The following is a 13,744-nucleotide window of genomic DNA, read 5'->3' as shown; positions in this document are numbered from 1 at the left end:
GCTAGCCGCTTGCGTGACTTCAAGTCACAAGGGCTGGCACGGGATGTGATTGCCCCGTGCCGGCTGCCGCAACCGCGATCAATGCCCGCGAAAAACCCTGTCTGTCCGGGCCATAGCCGAGGGTGTTGCGGTCCTCTGTTCAGAGCGGCGCGAGACTGGTACGGCCTTGCAATCCGGTGCAACAGCAGGGAAGAAGCGCACGCGCTAGCCCCGCCGTCACCTTTTCAGCCCATCCGTGGCATAGTCACAGCGACCGATTCGCTCGCGCGAGATCGCGCGCAACACCTAAAGAGCCATGTCCAAGTCATTGAAATCAGCTACAAAAGCCAAATCCGCCAACGATCTGTTCGCCGCGGAAGGGAAAAGCCGCGCGGCCCCCAAGGCCGCCTCGCGCGGAACCAGCGCCGAGGCTGGCTATACCGCGGCCGACATCGAGGTGCTGGAAGGCTTGGAACCGGTGCGCCGCCGCCCCGGCATGTACATCGGCGGCACGGACGAAAAGGCGCTGCACCACCTGTTCGCCGAAGTCATCGACAATGCCATGGACGAGGCGCTGGCAGGGCATGCTTCGTTCATCGAGGTGGAACTGAGCGCAGATGGCTTTCTGACCGTCACCGATAACGGCCGCGGCATCCCGGTCGATCCGCATCCGAAGTTTCCGAAGAAGTCGGCGCTCGAAGTCATCATGTGCACGCTGCATTCCGGCGGCAAGTTCGACTCCAAGGTTTACGAGACCTCGGGCGGCCTGCACGGCGTCGGCGTCTCCGTGGTCAACGCCCTCTCCTCGCGGCTCGAGGTCGAAGTCGCGCGCAGTCAAAAGCTCTACCGGATGAGTTTTGAGCGCGGCCACCCCAAGGGCAAGCTCGAGGATCTCGGCAAGATCAACAACCGCCGCGGCACCCGCATCCGCTTCAAGCCGGACACCGACATCTTCGGCGCCAAGGCGGCTTTCAAGCCGCAGCGCCTGTTCAAGATGACGCGCTCGAAAGCCTATCTGTTCGGCGGCGTCGAGATCCGCTGGCGCTGCGATCCCGCGCTGCTGAAGGGCGTCGAAGACGTGCCGGCCGAGGACAGCTTCCATTTCCCGGGCGGCCTGAAGGACTATCTCGCCGCCGCGATTCACGCCGATACGCTGGTGCACCCGGATATCTTCTCCGGCAAGTCGGGCCGCAACGGCGCCCATGGCGCTTGCGAGTGGGCGGTGGCGTGGACCGCGGATGCCGACGGCTTCCTCTCCTCCTACTGCAACACCGTGCCGACGCCGGATGGCGGCACCCACGAGTCCGGCCTGCGCAGCGCGATGCTGCGCGGCCTGAAAGATCATGCCGAACGTATCGGCCAGGGCAAGCGCGCCGCGCCCGTCACGTCGGAAGACGTCATGGTAGGAGCTGCCGTGATGCTGTCCGTGTTCGTGCGCGAACCCGAATTCCAGGGCCAGACCAAGGATCGTCTCGCCACCGCAGAGGCCCAGAAGATCGTCGAACAGGCGATCAAGGATCCGTTCGATCACTGGCTGTCGGGCAATCCGCTGCAGGCCAATAAGCTGCTTGATTTCGTCATCGAGCGCGCCGACGAGCGGCTGCGCCGACGCGCCGAAAAGGAAACCTCGCGCAAGACGGCGGTGAAGAAGCTGCGGCTTCCCGGTAAGCTCGCCGATTGCACCAACACCGCGACAGAAGGCTCCGAACTCTTCATCGTTGAAGGCGACTCGGCCGGCGGCAGCGCCAAACAGGCGCGCGACCGCAAGACCCAGGCCGTGCTTCCCCTACGCGGAAAGATCCTCAACGTCGCCTCTGCCGGCAAGGACAAGCTGACGGCGAACGCGCAGCTTTCGGACCTGATGCAGGCGATCGGCTGCGGCACCGGCGCTCATTATCGTGAAGAGGATCTGCGCTATTCCCGCATCATCATCATGACGGATGCCGACGTCGACGGCGCGCATATCGCGTCGCTTCTGATCACCTTCTTCTACCGCCAGACGCCGCGGCTGATCGACGAAGGCCATCTCTACCTGGCGGTGCCGCCGCTCTACAAACTGACCCACGGCAGCAAGTCGGTCTATGCCCGCAACGATGCACATAAGGACGCGCTGCTGAAGAGCGAGTTCAACGCCAACGCCAAGGTCGAGGTGAACCGCTTCAAAGGCCTCGGCGAGATGATGCCGGCGCAGCTCAAGGAAACCACCATGGACCCGGCTAAGCGCACGCTGCTCCGCGTAGTGCTGCTGGCCGACGATCGCGAAGGCACGGCTGATTCCGTCGAGCGGCTGATGGGAACCAAGGCCGAGGCCAGATTCGCCTTCATCTCGGACAAGGCGGAATTCGCCAGCGACGAGCTGCTGGACGTCTGATCTCATCAGAAGAGGCGATTTTCCGGCGATCTTCGGCCTATTTGGCCGGTTATTGCCGGAACTTGCCCGTTTTTCGGGCTTTTGCCGGTCATCCCTTTTCGCCCCAGTGTGCTTCCCCCGCAACAGCAATTTGGCCGGAACTGCGTATAGTCACGCTACTGGATTTTGGGAATCGGCGCTCGCGCACCTCTAGAGCGGTGGCGCACCTAGGGTAAGGGACTTGAAAATGAAAAAGGTACTGCTCGCTCTGACTGCCGTGGCGGCAATGACTGGATCGGCCGTTGCGGCTGACCTCGGGGCCCGTCCCTATGCCAAGGCCCCGGCTCCGGTGGCTGCCGCATACAACTGGACCGGCTTTTATATCTTCGGTGGTGGCGGCGGCGGACTGTGGAGCGCCGATAGCAACGTGCAGACCTTCCCCGGTGGAGCAGCCCTCACCCGCGACCAGCGGCATGGCGGCAGCGGCTGGTTCGGAACGGTCGGTGGCGGCTATGACTGGCAGTTCGGCGGCCGGTGGGTGGCCGGTATTTTCGGCGACGCGCAATTCGGAGATATCCGGGGCTCAGTCAGCGATCCCTTCCTCTTCATCGGTGGCACCGAAGGTCGTATGAAACTTGAGACGAGCTATGCCGCCGGTGTGCGGCTGGGCTATCTCGTTGCCCCCAATGTGCTGTCTTACGTCAATGCTGGCTACTCTGGTTCGGAGTGGTCCGGTACGACTCAGAGCAGTCTCGTGGCTGGCCTCGGCGGCGTCGGCCTCACCACTACGCCTTCCTTCGATCGCAATGGATGGTTTATCGGCGGCGGCGTCGAAAACAATCTGGACCTTTTCGGTATCTCGGCTCCCGGCTGGTTCATGAAGACAGAGTATCGCTCTGCATTCTATGATCGCATTGCCCTGCCGACGACGTTCACGCCTGCAGCCGGCGGCGGTCCGACCGGCACTGCAATTACCTTCAAGCCCTGGACGCAGACCATCAGCACCTCGCTGGTCTATCGCTTCAACTGGGGTGGCCCTCCGGTTGCCGCTAGGTACTGATCTCTGCCAACTCGACAGCTCAAAAGCCCCGGCATCGTCCGGGGCTTTTTTGCGTCTGCGGGGTGCCGCGCCACCCCGACCGGTCTCGAATGAGGGCGGCGGCGATCGCCAGGGCAAGCGTGAGAATGACCGTCCGGCGGTCCATGCATGATGACCGTCGAGATGGCGACGCCGCGACTTCCAGCCTTGCGAAGCCCGCTGGCTTTGTATTCGATCGGAAGCTACGGCCGCTCCACCGGCAACGATTTCCTGCCGGGGCCGACTATGTCCGCGGGGCGTCCAGAGGCCGAAACGGCAGCAGGAGGATCCATGGCCAGATCGCTTTCGATCATCGGCTTTCTGGCGCTTGCCATCGGCCTGTTGTGGATCGGTCAAGGCACAGGTGCCATTCGCTGGCCGCCATCGAGCTTCATGATTAATCAACTGCAATGGGCAGGATATGGCGCAGTGCTTGCCGCCATCGGCCTGATCCTGATCTGGCTAGGCAACCGCTAGGCTCGTAGATGCGTAGTATCGGTGGAGCGCAGCGATACCCATCGACTTTACGCGTTGTGATTGATGATGGATATCGCGGAGCTGTCATCGGGCGCGCATTCGCGCGATCCGTTGGCTCCAACCATCCTACAGAAACTGGACAACAACAATGACCACAAAACTCTTCGACCTCTCCGGCAAGGTAGCTATCGTCACCGGCGGCAATGGCGGCATCGGGCTCGGCATGGCCCGGGGCCTCGCAGAGGCCGGCGCGGCGATCGCCGTGGTGGGCCGCAACGAAGCCAAGTCGGCCGACGCGGTCGCGGATCTTACGCAAGGCGGCGCCAGAGCGATTGCGGTGGCGGCTGATGTCACCGACAAGGCGGCGGTCACCACGATGGCCGAGCGCGTCGTCCGCGATCTCGGCCGCATCGATATCCTGGTCAACAATGCCGGTATCAATATCCGCAAGCCGCCGCATGCGCTTGATATCGCCGAGTGGAACAGCGTGATCCAAACCAACCTCACCAGCGCCTTCCTGTGCTCGCAGGCGGTCTATCCGGCGATGAAAGCGGCCGGCGGCGGCAAGATCATCAATATCGGCTCGATGATGTCGATCTTCGGCGCCAGCTTCACGCCAGCCTATGCCGCAAGCAAGGGCGGCATCGTGCAGTTCACCCGTTCCTGCGCCTGCGCCTGGGCAGCCGACAACATCCAGGCCAACGCCGTGCTGCCGGGCTGGATCGACACTGATCTCACCAAGCGCGCTCGCCAGGAGATCGACGGCCTGCACGATCGGGTGCTGGCGCGCACGCCGGCGGCGCGCTGGGGCGGAATTGACGACTTTGCGGGAATCGCCGTCTTCCTCGCCTCGCCTGCCTCCGACTTTGTCACCGGCACGGCGATTCCTATCGATGGCGGGTATTCCGTCATGGGGTAGCCAAAAGGACTTGCCGGATCCTCCGCCTGCACGAAAAAAGCCCCGGCCAAGGCCGGGGCTTTTCCATCATCTCTGGATTTCAGTACTTGGATCAGTACCTGGCGACGACCGGCCCGGTCGGCCACGGGTTGAACTTGTAGCTCAACCGAGCCATCACAGCGTCGACATCCGCATCGACGTTGCGGAAGGTCACACCTCCAGGAGTGCAGGTGACCAACGCCAGATTACAATTGTGCTGCTTGCTGTCGAACTCGTAGTGCTTGTAGTCGATGCCGATGATCAGATTGTCGAGAACCGCGTATTCGCCACCAACGCCGGCATACCAGCCGCCATGCGAAGCGCCGGCATGGTCCGACGTAAAGCCGGTTCCGTTGAGGAGGATCTGGGTGTCGATGTCAGCCTGCGCGTAGCCGCCCTGGCCATACACCATGAAGCGATTCCAAGCATAACCGACCCGCCCGCCGATATACCAGATGTCATTGATGCGGCTTTGGCAGGAAAAGCCGGCACCTATCCCGCAGCGCTCACCGATCAAGCCGGCGCTGCTGGTGGTGTTAAAGCCGTTGTCGAGGGCATTAAAGCCGCCTTCGATACCGAGGACGAAGTTGCCCCACTGCTTCTGGATTCCGGCAAAGCCGCCGTAGATCAAAGCGGTGTCGCTGTTACCGGTGCCCCAGAGGAAGGGCGGAACATTGAAGAAATTTCCGGCGGTGTCGTGCCAGGCGCCGCCAACCGCGCCACCGACATAGATGCCGGACCAGTCATAGGTAACGACCGGGGGCACCACGGGCGCCTTCGCGATGCGCGCCGGCATGTCTGCGGCAAACGCGCTCGCCGCGCTGGCGGCAAGGATGGAAGCAGCAAGTACCAGTTTCTTCATTGCATTCGCCCCTTTAGTGAGCACTGCGCGGATGAGCAGCGGGTGAGCATCAAATCGAAATCATGACCCAAATTACCCGGATTCCAGCCCTTTGGCTGTCACCCGATTGCTACAGTTACGCGCAATGTTATCTCCGGTTGAGGATACCAAAACACAACTTTTGGGTTGTTTCGGCAGGGCCGCAGCTCAATTGCCGGCGCTGCATGGCGAATGCACATGCTCGGGGCGCACGCCAAGCCCCACTAACCGCGCCGTGACGCCCTGCAGCCAGGGCACTGCGGTGACCAGCCGCATGACCAGCGGGACCTTCAGCGGCTGATTGCCCGGCTTCAGCGCAGCGTTCACGATGTTGTTCTGCACGACGACCTGCATCCGCTGCGTCATCCGCACCGGGAATTCGCGCCTCCGGCGCACCGCGTCGAGTTCGTCTTCGGACGGGCAGCCGCTTACCAGCTTCGACGCTAGCAGATTCGCCGTCGCCACGGCATCCTGAACCGCGAGGTTGACGCCGACGCCGCCGATCGGCGACATCGCATGCGCGGCGTCGCCGATGCACAATAGCCCCGGCCGCGTCCAGCGCTTCAGCCGGTTGACCGCAACCGTCAACAGCTTGACATCGTCCCAGCTCTTCACCTCGGCAAGTCCCGGTTTCAGGATCGGCGCCATGCGCCCGATGTCGTCGAGCAGCGCGGGCAGTCCCCTCGCCTTGACCGCGTCGTACTGTCCCTTGGGAATGACGAACGCGCATTGCCAATAGTCGCCGCGGTCGAAGGTCACCATCATCTTGCCGGGATCGACCCGGGCAAACAGGCTCTCGTTTTCGTTCTCCCGCTTGCCGGCGCGAAACCACAAGACATCCATCGGCGCGCCGATTTCCTCGACCTCAAGGCCAGCGCGTTCGCGCACCAGCGAATGACGCCCGTCGCAGGCAATGGTCAGGTCGGCCTCGATGTCGATGATGCCATCCGGCGTCTTCGCCTTCACGCCTGTGACGCGCTCGCCGTCTCGAATGAGATCGATCGCTTCCGTCGACATCATCACCTTGAGCGAGTCGAACCGCTTGCCGCTTTCGCGCAGGAAATTGAGAAAGTCCCACTGCGGCATGAAGGCGATGAAGGGATATTTGACGCGAAGCCTGCTCAGATCGGCGATCCGCACCGTTTCTCCGCCGAACATGCCTTGCATCTTCTGCAAGCGCTGGTGCGGCAGGTTCAGGAAGCCGTCGATCAGCCCGAGTTCGTCCATCACCTGCAGCGTCGAGGGATGCACGGTGTCGCCGCGAAAATCGCGAAAGAAGTCGGCGTGCTTCTCCAGCACCACGACATGGATTCCGGCGCGGCCCAACAGATATCCGAGCATCATTCCGGCCGGCCCGCCGCCGACGATGCAGCAACGTACTTTCACCGCTCGCTCCTGTCGCCGATTTTCCCGTCGAGGGGCAGCATCGATCATCTGCCAGGCATCGGCAACCGTCGTCCCTGCGAACGCAGGGACCCATACGCCGCGGCGGTCGTTGTCGTGCTGGATCGATAACGGCTTCCTTCAAACAACGTGCATTTGTGGTTATGGGTCCCTGCGTTCGCAGGGACGACGGAGGAGAGCTGCTCCGACGTGCCTGTGATGCAATCGAGGCCGTGTATGCTACCGCCTAAAACTCTTGATCTCGGAGACGCTGCCGTCGCGATAGGTCAATTCCACCGAAACCGATCTGGTCGCCGGCGCGAGCTTCAAATAAGGCTGCGCGTCGCGCGGAATGGCGATGGGATCGCGAGTGTCGCAAGGCGGCATTTTCAGCACCTTGTCGGGCACCGCACTGTCGATGCCGAGGCGCACTTCGCGGATCGCGCAGCGGTACGACACCAGGTGCGTATAGTAGACCAGAAGCCCGTTGTACTCGCGGAACGACAGCCAGCTCGTCGCGGTCATATCGAGGATCTTGCGCTGGTCGCGGATCAGTGCGGCTTCGGGATCGAACCTGATCGGAAACGGCCCCTGCAACTCGCCATTGGTGTCGACATAGCGCACCTGGATGACGGCCGCCGGTGCATCGGCCGGCAGCTCGACCGACGGGTTGGGCATCCGCTTGCGGGTCCGCGGATCGAGCGTATCCATGAAGCCGGTCTCGCGGAAATCGCCGCTGTCGCCGATCCGCCAGGAAATGCCGAGCGTCGGATCGGCGATCGAGAACACCACGGTCCAGCCGCCATTGTGGCGCGAGAACATCGCGATCGGCGCGTTGACGGAATCGTTCTGCGGCTGCAGGCGCTGTACCGGAGGCAAAGCTGCAAGCTTTTGCAGCGGTTCGGCGGGCGTCGCCGCCTCGGGCTGGGCCTTCGCCAAACCATTCAGGAAAACGTCGTCGACCATCTGGTCGAAGTAAACCGGGATCTGCTTGTGGCGCACGGTCTCTGCCAGTTCGCTGACCGCGCGCCGCGTGCGTTGCGCAACTTGAACGAGGTTCGCGCCGGGCTGCGTGATCTCCTTGGCGAAGGTTCGCGTGAACACCGAATTGGGATTGGCGTCGTCATTGGAAAGCCGGTCGAGCGCGGTCTGCCGTGGCCCCGCCGAGAAGATCGAGAACACGCCTTCCGGCAATTGCGTCATCGGCGCGAGACCGCCGCCGCCGGCAACCGCACGCGTGCCGGCGCGCTCGAACGGATTGTTGCGGCAGGCATCGAACACCAGAATGGCAGTGCGTACCTTCCGGTTCTGCAGCCGCTCGATGATGCGGTCGGCGAGGATCGAGGCGTCGCGCACGAGTTCTTCCTGGCCTTCGGTCGCCGCCGGCACGTCGGTTGGCAGCAGGAAATTCTGGCCCGCGATTTCAAAACCGTGGCCGGCATAGAAGAAGAATGCCGTATCCCCGGCGTCGACCGCCTTGTCGAACGCCAGCAACGTCTGGCTGAACGCCTGCCGGTTCTGGTTTTCCGCCACCATCACCGTGAAGCCGAGCTGCTTCAGCGTATCGCCCATGGTGCGGGCGTCGTTGACTGCCTTCTGCAGCTTGGGCACGTTCCGGTAGTCGTTGTTACCGACCACCAGCGCGACGCGCTTTTCCGCCTGCGCAGGCACGGCATAGGCCGTGATGCAAGTTGCAAGACTTGTCACCGCAAGCAGTCTGAGAAGCCAGCCTTTCATGGAATTCCCCCTGCGCACGATTCGTCCTGATTTGGCCCGTGCGAAGCTGTTTCAATGCCATAGTCGGCAGGCGATTGCCCATGGTTCAACGGCTTCGTTCGATGGGAATGAGATGGCTCAATTTGACGGCCAAATGACGGTTCTTGCCGTTATTTGTGCGAAAACATTAAGCTTTCTGGGCTTCAATGCCGGTTCCTAGATTGACTTTGGCCATTTCGACCCTATGTTCGCGCTCAACGCGGCCTTGGATCGAAACGCGATTCCTTAGGTTAGCCGCTCGTCTGCGTAAGTCAGAGCCCCCAGCTTTTCAAAAGCGCGCCGTTTCGGGGCAAAACGCGACAGCCTTTGTTACCTTCGATTCCGAACGGCGGTGTCGACTAGAGGCTCAATGTCTTTTTCCCATCTCGGTCTTTCCGATAAGGTCCTCGCCGCAGTTGCGGCTACCGGTTACACCACCCCTACTCCCATCCAGGAACAGGCGATCCCCCCCGTTCTGGCCCGCCGCGACGTCCTCGGCATCGCCCAGACCGGCACCGGCAAAACCGCCGCCTTCGTTCTGCCCATGCTCACACTTCTGGAAAAGGGCCGCGCCCGGGCACGAATGCCCCGCACCCTGATCCTCGAACCGACCCGCGAACTTGCGGCGCAAGTGAAAGAGAATTTCGACAAATACGGCGCCGGCCAGAAACTCAACGTCGCGCTTTTGATCGGCGGCGTCTCGTTCGGCGACCAGGACTCCAAGCTGACCCGCGGCGTCGACGTCCTGATCGCAACCCCGGGGCGGCTGCTCGACCACACCGAGCGCGGCGGCCTCCTGCTCACCGGCGTCGAACTGCTGGTCATCGACGAAGCCGACCGCATGCTGGACATGGGCTTCATCCCCGATATCGAACGCATCTGTAAGCTGGTGCCGTTCACGCGCCAGACGCTGTTCTTCACCGCGACGATGCCGCCGGAAATCAGCCGCATCACCGAAACCTTCCTGCACAATCCGGAGCGGATCGAAGTCTCGAAGCCGGCAACCACGGCAGCCGGCGTATCGCAGTTCCAGGTTCGCGGCGGCCGTGAGCCGCACGAGAAGCGCGAGCTGCTTCGCCGCCTGTTGCGCGACGCCAAGGACCTCAACAACGCAATCATCTTCTGCAATCGCAAGCGCGAGGTCGCCGTCGTTCACAAATCGCTGCAGAAGCACGGCTTCAGTGTCGGCGCCCTGCACGGCGACATGGACCAATCAGCACGCACCGCGGCGCTCGATCAATTCCGCAAGGGCGAGATTCCGCTGCTGGTGGCCTCCGACGTCGCCGCGCGCGGCCTCGACATTCCCGCAGTCAGCCACGTTTTCAATTTCGACGTGCCGCATCACGCCGACGACTACGTGCACCGCATTGGCCGCACCGGACGCGCCGGGCGCGCCGGTACCGCGATCTCGATCGTGACTCCGCTCGACAGTAAATCGATCGCTGCAATCGAACGACTGATCGGGCAAACCATTCCCCCCGCCGAAGGTGACTACGCGGTACATTCGGACTCATCCGAGGAGTCCGATCAGCCGCGCGAACATCGCGCGCGGGAAGGCTCGCGCGGCGGGCGCAAGCCGCGGCGCGAACGCGAGCCGCGACACGCCAGGGATCCTGACAAGCGCAGCGACAAGCGCGCCGATCGTGAACCGCGGCAGGCCAAGGGCACGGGCCGCAGTGCGAGGCCGCAGCCGGAGGCCGCCGCCTTCTCGCCGCCCGCTCCTGCGCAGCCTTCGCGCGTACCCTCGATCGGGCGACCCGAACCGCGGCGCGCTAATCGCGAGGTCGAATCGGAGCCGGCCGATCACTCGCACCTTCCTGCATTCCTGTTGCGGCCCATTCGCGCCCGCATCTGACAAGCGTCGATTTCCTGCGGCCGGAACCGTTTACCGGCCGTTCATCCTCCTCCGTTAACCTGCGGCGATAATTTAATCATTGCTGCACGGCGACGACCGGCGCTGCTCGCTATTGGGAACGGATCAGTGGTCAAGCTGCTGGACGAGCACGAACGCACGATGGCGTTTGCCGAAGTCGCGTTGGGCCAGATCAAATCCCTCAGGCAGACCGCCGTCCCACGCAACTATGAAATCTGGTACGTCTACGCGACCGGATACAATGCTCCCCTCAACAAGATCATCAACGAGACGCTGGCGCGCAACGGCAAGCTGAGCGAGTCCGATCTCGAACAGATCTACGAAACCTATCTCTCCCACATCAAGGCCTCCGACCGCATCGACAAGGTCGGCGCGCGTGTGATCGGCGAGATCGACGACGTGATGACCCTCATTACCGAGGCGCTCTCCATGTCGGAGAGCTATGACGCCAAGCTGAGCGGCGCGACCGAAAAACTCAGGAACGCCAAAAGCCGCGATCAGATCAAGGCGATCGTCGACGGCCTGGTGAAATCGACGCGCGAGATGCGCGAGACCAACAAGGCGCTGGAGAGCCGCCTCACGCTGTCCAGGACCGAGATCAGCAATCTACAGCACAGCCTCGAAGCGATCCGCGCCGAGAGCTTGACCGATCCGCTGACCGGATTGGGTAATCGCAAATATTTCGACCGCTCGATCGAGATGGCGGTGCGGACGGCGCTGGCGAGCGGCGAACCGCTGTCGCTGATGATGTTCGACATCGACCATTTCAAATCATTCAACGATTCCTATGGCCATCTTACCGGCGATCAGGTGCTGCGGCTGGTAGCGATGTCGCTGAAGCAAACCATCAAGGGCCAGGACATCACCGCCCGCTATGGCGGCGAGGAGTTCGCGGTGGTATTGCCGAATACCGGTCTGCGTCAGGCGCTGACGGTCGCCGACCACGTCCGCCGCGCCGTCATGGCCAAGGAATTGAAGAAGAAATCGACCGGCGAAATTCTCGGCCGCGTCACCATCTCGGTCGGCGTCTCCATGCTAAAGCCGGACGACGACACCGATTCGCTGATCGAGCGCGCCGATGCCTGCCTCTACGCCGCCAAGCGCAACGGCCGCAACCGTGTGGTCTGCGAACTCGACCCCGAATACGCCGCCGAAACCCGCAGCCAGGTCGCCTAGGCTCTCGCTATTTGCGCCGCGCCTTCCGCGTGCCCGTGGCTTTCCGCTTCGCAGCCGGCTTGCCCGCCTTTCGCGAAACCTTTGCCTTCGCTGCCCTGCGCGCCTTCGGTCGCTTGCGCAGAGCTGCGCGCTGCGCCGCGGCCAGCGCTGCCCTCGCCCATGCGGCCAGTTCCTCGGAATCATCGAATAGCCGCGCCGGCAATTGCCAGTACGAGTTTACGGTGACCGTCTTGGCTCGCGTCTGATACTGAAACGGCGTCGAGCCTTCCGCTTCGAAGTCCGGAATGGTCTGTTCATCGGCGCGGAAATAGAGCCCGGCGCGTAGCGCGAGCGCGAAATTGATGCCGTCGGCGGAGATACCGTAGCCAGAAAACATCCGGCGGCTGGTGACGGGGCCGAAATCGGCAAACAGGTCGATCAGGAAATCGCGATCCATGCCAATCCTGCAGCGGCGGACGGAGCAGTTCCGGCCAGTGATAGCAGAAGCACTTGGAACGGAACATACCGAAGCCAATTGAATGAGCATGAAGTACTCGAAGAGCGGTGCAGCGGCGCGGTTGGCCCCCCGCGATGTCCTGGCACGCGCGATCAAGGAGCGGCACGCCATCCTGTTCGTTGGCGCTGGCGTCTCGATGTCGGTCGGGCTGCCCTCATGGCAGACGCTGATCGATCATCTGCTCGATGAGCTGGAGCTCGATCGTAGCACGATGGACGACATGCACGAGGGCTACCAGATGCTTGCCGAATACTACCGCCTGAAGCAGGGCAGCATCGGCCCGCTGCGCAGTTGGCTGGACCGAAACTGGAAAGTTGCTTGCGATCGCGTGGCCACTTCGGAACTGCATCGGCTGATCGTCGAGCTCGATTTCCCGGCCATCTACACCACCAACTATGACCGCAACCTTGAAACCGCCTTCGACGTTCACCACAAACCGTACGCGAAGATCACCAACGCCAAGGAGATCGCCGACGCGCCGGAAGGCGTCACTCAGATCATCAAGTTTCACGGCGACTTCGACGACGATGATTCGCTCGTCCTGACGGAGACCGACTTTTTCAATCGCCTATCGTTCGATTCACCGCTCGACATCAAATTCCGCGCCGACGCGCTCGGACGGACGATCCTATTCATCGGCTACAGCATGTCGGACCCGAACATCCGCCTGCTGCTGCACCGGATCTGGGAGATCTGGGAGAAGTCCGGCCGCAAGGAAGACCGTCCGCGCTCGTTCGTGTTTATGCCCTCGCCTAACCCCGTGCAGGAAGCGCTGCTGGCGCGGTGGGGGATGACGTTGCTCGCGCCGGAGGGAGACACGCCTGTGGACGATGCGCTGGTCGCACTGCTTCGCGACGTTCAGGCGAGGATACGCACGTTGCCCGGACCAGCTACTGACCCGGCAACAAAGGAAATCAACCCTTCGCCGGGGTCAGTTGAACCGACTCGCCGCAGCCACAGGCGGAAACCTGGTTCGGGTTGTTGAAGATGAACTGCGCCTGGAGCTTGTCGGCCTTGTAGTCCATCTCGGTGCCGAGCAGGAACAGGACCGCCTTTGGATCGACCAGGATCTTGACGCCCTTGTCCTCGACTACTTCGTCGGTCGGGCGGATCTCGTGGGCGTATTCCACCGTATAGGATTGCCCGGCGCAGCCGCCGTTTTTGATGCCAACGCGCAAGCCGACGATCTCGGAATCGGCGCGCTTGGTCAGCTCCGTAATCCGCGCGGCGGCGGCCTCGGTCAGCTTCATCACCTGCGGGCGCGGCCGCGGCTTCGGCTTGGACTGGACGATGGTATCCATAGCGGTCGATCTCCGGCGTCGCATCGCGGCGACGAACTATCATGGCATTAAAATAACAA

13 protein-coding genes are annotated in these 13,744 nt (G+C 62.5%); 8 read left to right on the top strand and 5 right to left on the bottom strand.

Annotated features, from left to right (window positions below):
• The first annotated feature begins 295 nt into the window (after nucleotides 1-295).
• From parE to KJQ96_RS22135, 4 genes are all read left to right on the top strand, one after another.
• Nucleotides 296-2,350: a DNA topoisomerase IV subunit B gene (parE, locus tag KJQ96_RS22150; protein ID WP_213288649.1), complete on the top strand. Its 2,055-nt coding sequence runs from the start codon at nucleotides 296-298 to the stop codon at nucleotides 2,348-2,350.
• 226 nt (nucleotides 2,351-2,576) lie between these two features.
• A complete protein-coding gene (locus tag KJQ96_RS22145; RefSeq protein WP_213288648.1) occupies nucleotides 2,577-3,389 on the top strand; it encodes an outer membrane protein in 813 nt (270 codons plus the stop codon).
• Between the two features lie 309 nt (nucleotides 3,390-3,698).
• Nucleotides 3,699-3,884 carry a hypothetical protein gene (locus KJQ96_RS22140; RefSeq protein ID WP_057844985.1) on the top strand — a complete coding sequence of 62 codons (186 nt, stop codon included), beginning with the start codon at nucleotides 3,699-3,701 and terminating at the stop codon, nucleotides 3,882-3,884.
• A 148-nt stretch (nucleotides 3,885-4,032) separates the two neighbouring features.
• Nucleotides 4,033-4,803, top strand: coding sequence for an SDR family NAD(P)-dependent oxidoreductase (locus tag KJQ96_RS22135; protein ID WP_213288647.1), 771 nt, complete (start codon nucleotides 4,033-4,035; stop codon nucleotides 4,801-4,803).
• A gap of 91 nt (nucleotides 4,804-4,894) precedes the next feature.
• Here the strand turns inward: KJQ96_RS22135 and KJQ96_RS22130 are convergent, their stop codons facing one another.
• The 3 genes from KJQ96_RS22130 to KJQ96_RS22120 all read right to left on the bottom strand — a co-directional run bounded on the left by KJQ96_RS22130 (nucleotide 4,895) and on the right by KJQ96_RS22120 (nucleotide 8,821).
• A complete protein-coding gene (locus KJQ96_RS22130; RefSeq protein ID WP_213288646.1) occupies nucleotides 4,895-5,683 on the bottom strand; it encodes an outer membrane protein in 789 nt (262 codons plus the stop codon).
• Between the two features lie 186 nt (nucleotides 5,684-5,869).
• Nucleotides 5,870-7,135 (bottom strand): FAD-dependent oxidoreductase, encoded by a 1,266-nt coding sequence (locus KJQ96_RS22125; RefSeq protein ID WP_213288645.1) that lies wholly within the window; start codon nucleotides 7,133-7,135, stop codon nucleotides 5,870-5,872.
• Nucleotides 7,136-7,324: 189 nt separating this feature from the next.
• Nucleotides 7,325-8,821, bottom strand: a complete 1,497-nt coding sequence (locus KJQ96_RS22120) for a caspase family protein (protein ID WP_213288644.1) — start codon at nucleotides 8,819-8,821, stop codon at nucleotides 7,325-7,327.
• Here KJQ96_RS22120 and KJQ96_RS22115 point away from each other — a divergent pair.
• From KJQ96_RS22115 to KJQ96_RS22105, 3 genes are all read left to right on the top strand, one after another.
• Nucleotides 8,820-9,020: a hypothetical protein gene (locus tag KJQ96_RS22115; protein ID WP_213288643.1), complete on the top strand. Its 201-nt coding sequence runs from the start codon at nucleotides 8,820-8,822 to the stop codon at nucleotides 9,018-9,020. The two genes, KJQ96_RS22120 and KJQ96_RS22115, sit on opposite strands and share 2 nt — an antisense overlap.
• Before the next feature lie 189 nt (nucleotides 9,021-9,209).
• Nucleotides 9,210-10,694: a DEAD/DEAH box helicase gene (locus KJQ96_RS22110; RefSeq protein WP_213288642.1), complete on the top strand. Its 1,485-nt coding sequence runs from the start codon at nucleotides 9,210-9,212 to the stop codon at nucleotides 10,692-10,694.
• Between the two features lie 126 nt (nucleotides 10,695-10,820).
• Nucleotides 10,821-11,888, top strand: a complete 1,068-nt coding sequence (locus KJQ96_RS22105) for a GGDEF domain-containing protein (RefSeq protein ID WP_213288641.1) — start codon at nucleotides 10,821-10,823, stop codon at nucleotides 11,886-11,888.
• 7 nt (nucleotides 11,889-11,895) lie between these two features.
• On the opposite strand, the gene KJQ96_RS22100 is transcribed toward KJQ96_RS22105, so the two are convergent.
• Nucleotides 11,896-12,324: a TfoX/Sxy family protein gene (locus tag KJQ96_RS22100; RefSeq protein ID WP_213288640.1), complete on the bottom strand. Its 429-nt coding sequence runs from the start codon at nucleotides 12,322-12,324 to the stop codon at nucleotides 11,896-11,898.
• Between the two features lie 82 nt (nucleotides 12,325-12,406).
• Between KJQ96_RS22100 and KJQ96_RS22095 the strand changes: the two genes are divergently transcribed.
• On the top strand, nucleotides 12,407-13,369 hold the full coding sequence (locus KJQ96_RS22095; RefSeq protein WP_375293196.1) for an SIR2 family protein: 963 nt from the start codon (nucleotides 12,407-12,409) through the stop codon (nucleotides 13,367-13,369).
• On the opposite strand, the gene KJQ96_RS22090 is transcribed toward KJQ96_RS22095, so the two are convergent.
• Entirely contained in the window at nucleotides 13,299-13,685 is a 387-nt protein-coding gene (locus KJQ96_RS22090) for an iron-sulfur cluster assembly accessory protein (RefSeq protein ID WP_213288639.1), read from the bottom strand. The two genes, KJQ96_RS22095 and KJQ96_RS22090, sit on opposite strands and share 71 nt — an antisense overlap.
• Nucleotides 13,686-13,744: the final 59 nt, after the last annotated feature.

It is taken from the genome of Bradyrhizobium sp. sGM-13 (genome assembly GCF_018398875.1).
In the GTDB taxonomy this organism is placed as follows: Bacteria; Pseudomonadota; Alphaproteobacteria; order Rhizobiales; family Xanthobacteraceae; genus Bradyrhizobium.
The sequence above is the reverse complement of the archived record's forward strand: the minus strand, read 5'-3'. Positions and strand labels throughout refer to the sequence as shown.

Coding starts and splice junctions, on each gene's coding strand:
- KJQ96_RS22120 (WP_213288644.1), bottom strand. CDS start 8,821: ATGAAAGGCTGGCTTCTCAGACTGCTTGCGGTGACAAGTCTTGCAACT.
- KJQ96_RS22125 (WP_213288645.1), bottom strand. CDS start 7,135: ATGATCGATGCTGCCCCTCGACGGGAAAATCGGCGACAGGAGCGAGCG.
- KJQ96_RS22110 (WP_213288642.1), top strand. CDS start 9,210: ATGTCTTTTTCCCATCTCGGTCTTTCCGATAAGGTCCTCGCCGCAGTT.
- KJQ96_RS22115 (WP_213288643.1), top strand. CDS start 8,820: ATGGAATTCCCCCTGCGCACGATTCGTCCTGATTTGGCCCGTGCGAAG.
- KJQ96_RS22140 (WP_057844985.1), top strand. CDS start 3,699: ATGGCCAGATCGCTTTCGATCATCGGCTTTCTGGCGCTTGCCATCGGC.
- KJQ96_RS22145 (WP_213288648.1), top strand. CDS start 2,577: ATGAAAAAGGTACTGCTCGCTCTGACTGCCGTGGCGGCAATGACTGGA.
- KJQ96_RS22095 (WP_375293196.1), top strand. CDS start 12,407: ATGAGCATGAAGTACTCGAAGAGCGGTGCAGCGGCGCGGTTGGCCCCC.
- KJQ96_RS22135 (WP_213288647.1), top strand. CDS start 4,033: ATGACCACAAAACTCTTCGACCTCTCCGGCAAGGTAGCTATCGTCACC.
- KJQ96_RS22130 (WP_213288646.1), bottom strand. CDS start 5,683: ATGAAGAAACTGGTACTTGCTGCTTCCATCCTTGCCGCCAGCGCGGCG.
- KJQ96_RS22100 (WP_213288640.1), bottom strand. CDS start 12,324: ATGGATCGCGATTTCCTGATCGACCTGTTTGCCGATTTCGGCCCCGTC.
- parE (WP_213288649.1), top strand. CDS start 296: ATGTCCAAGTCATTGAAATCAGCTACAAAAGCCAAATCCGCCAACGAT.
- KJQ96_RS22090 (WP_213288639.1), bottom strand. CDS start 13,685: ATGGATACCATCGTCCAGTCCAAGCCGAAGCCGCGGCCGCGCCCGCAG.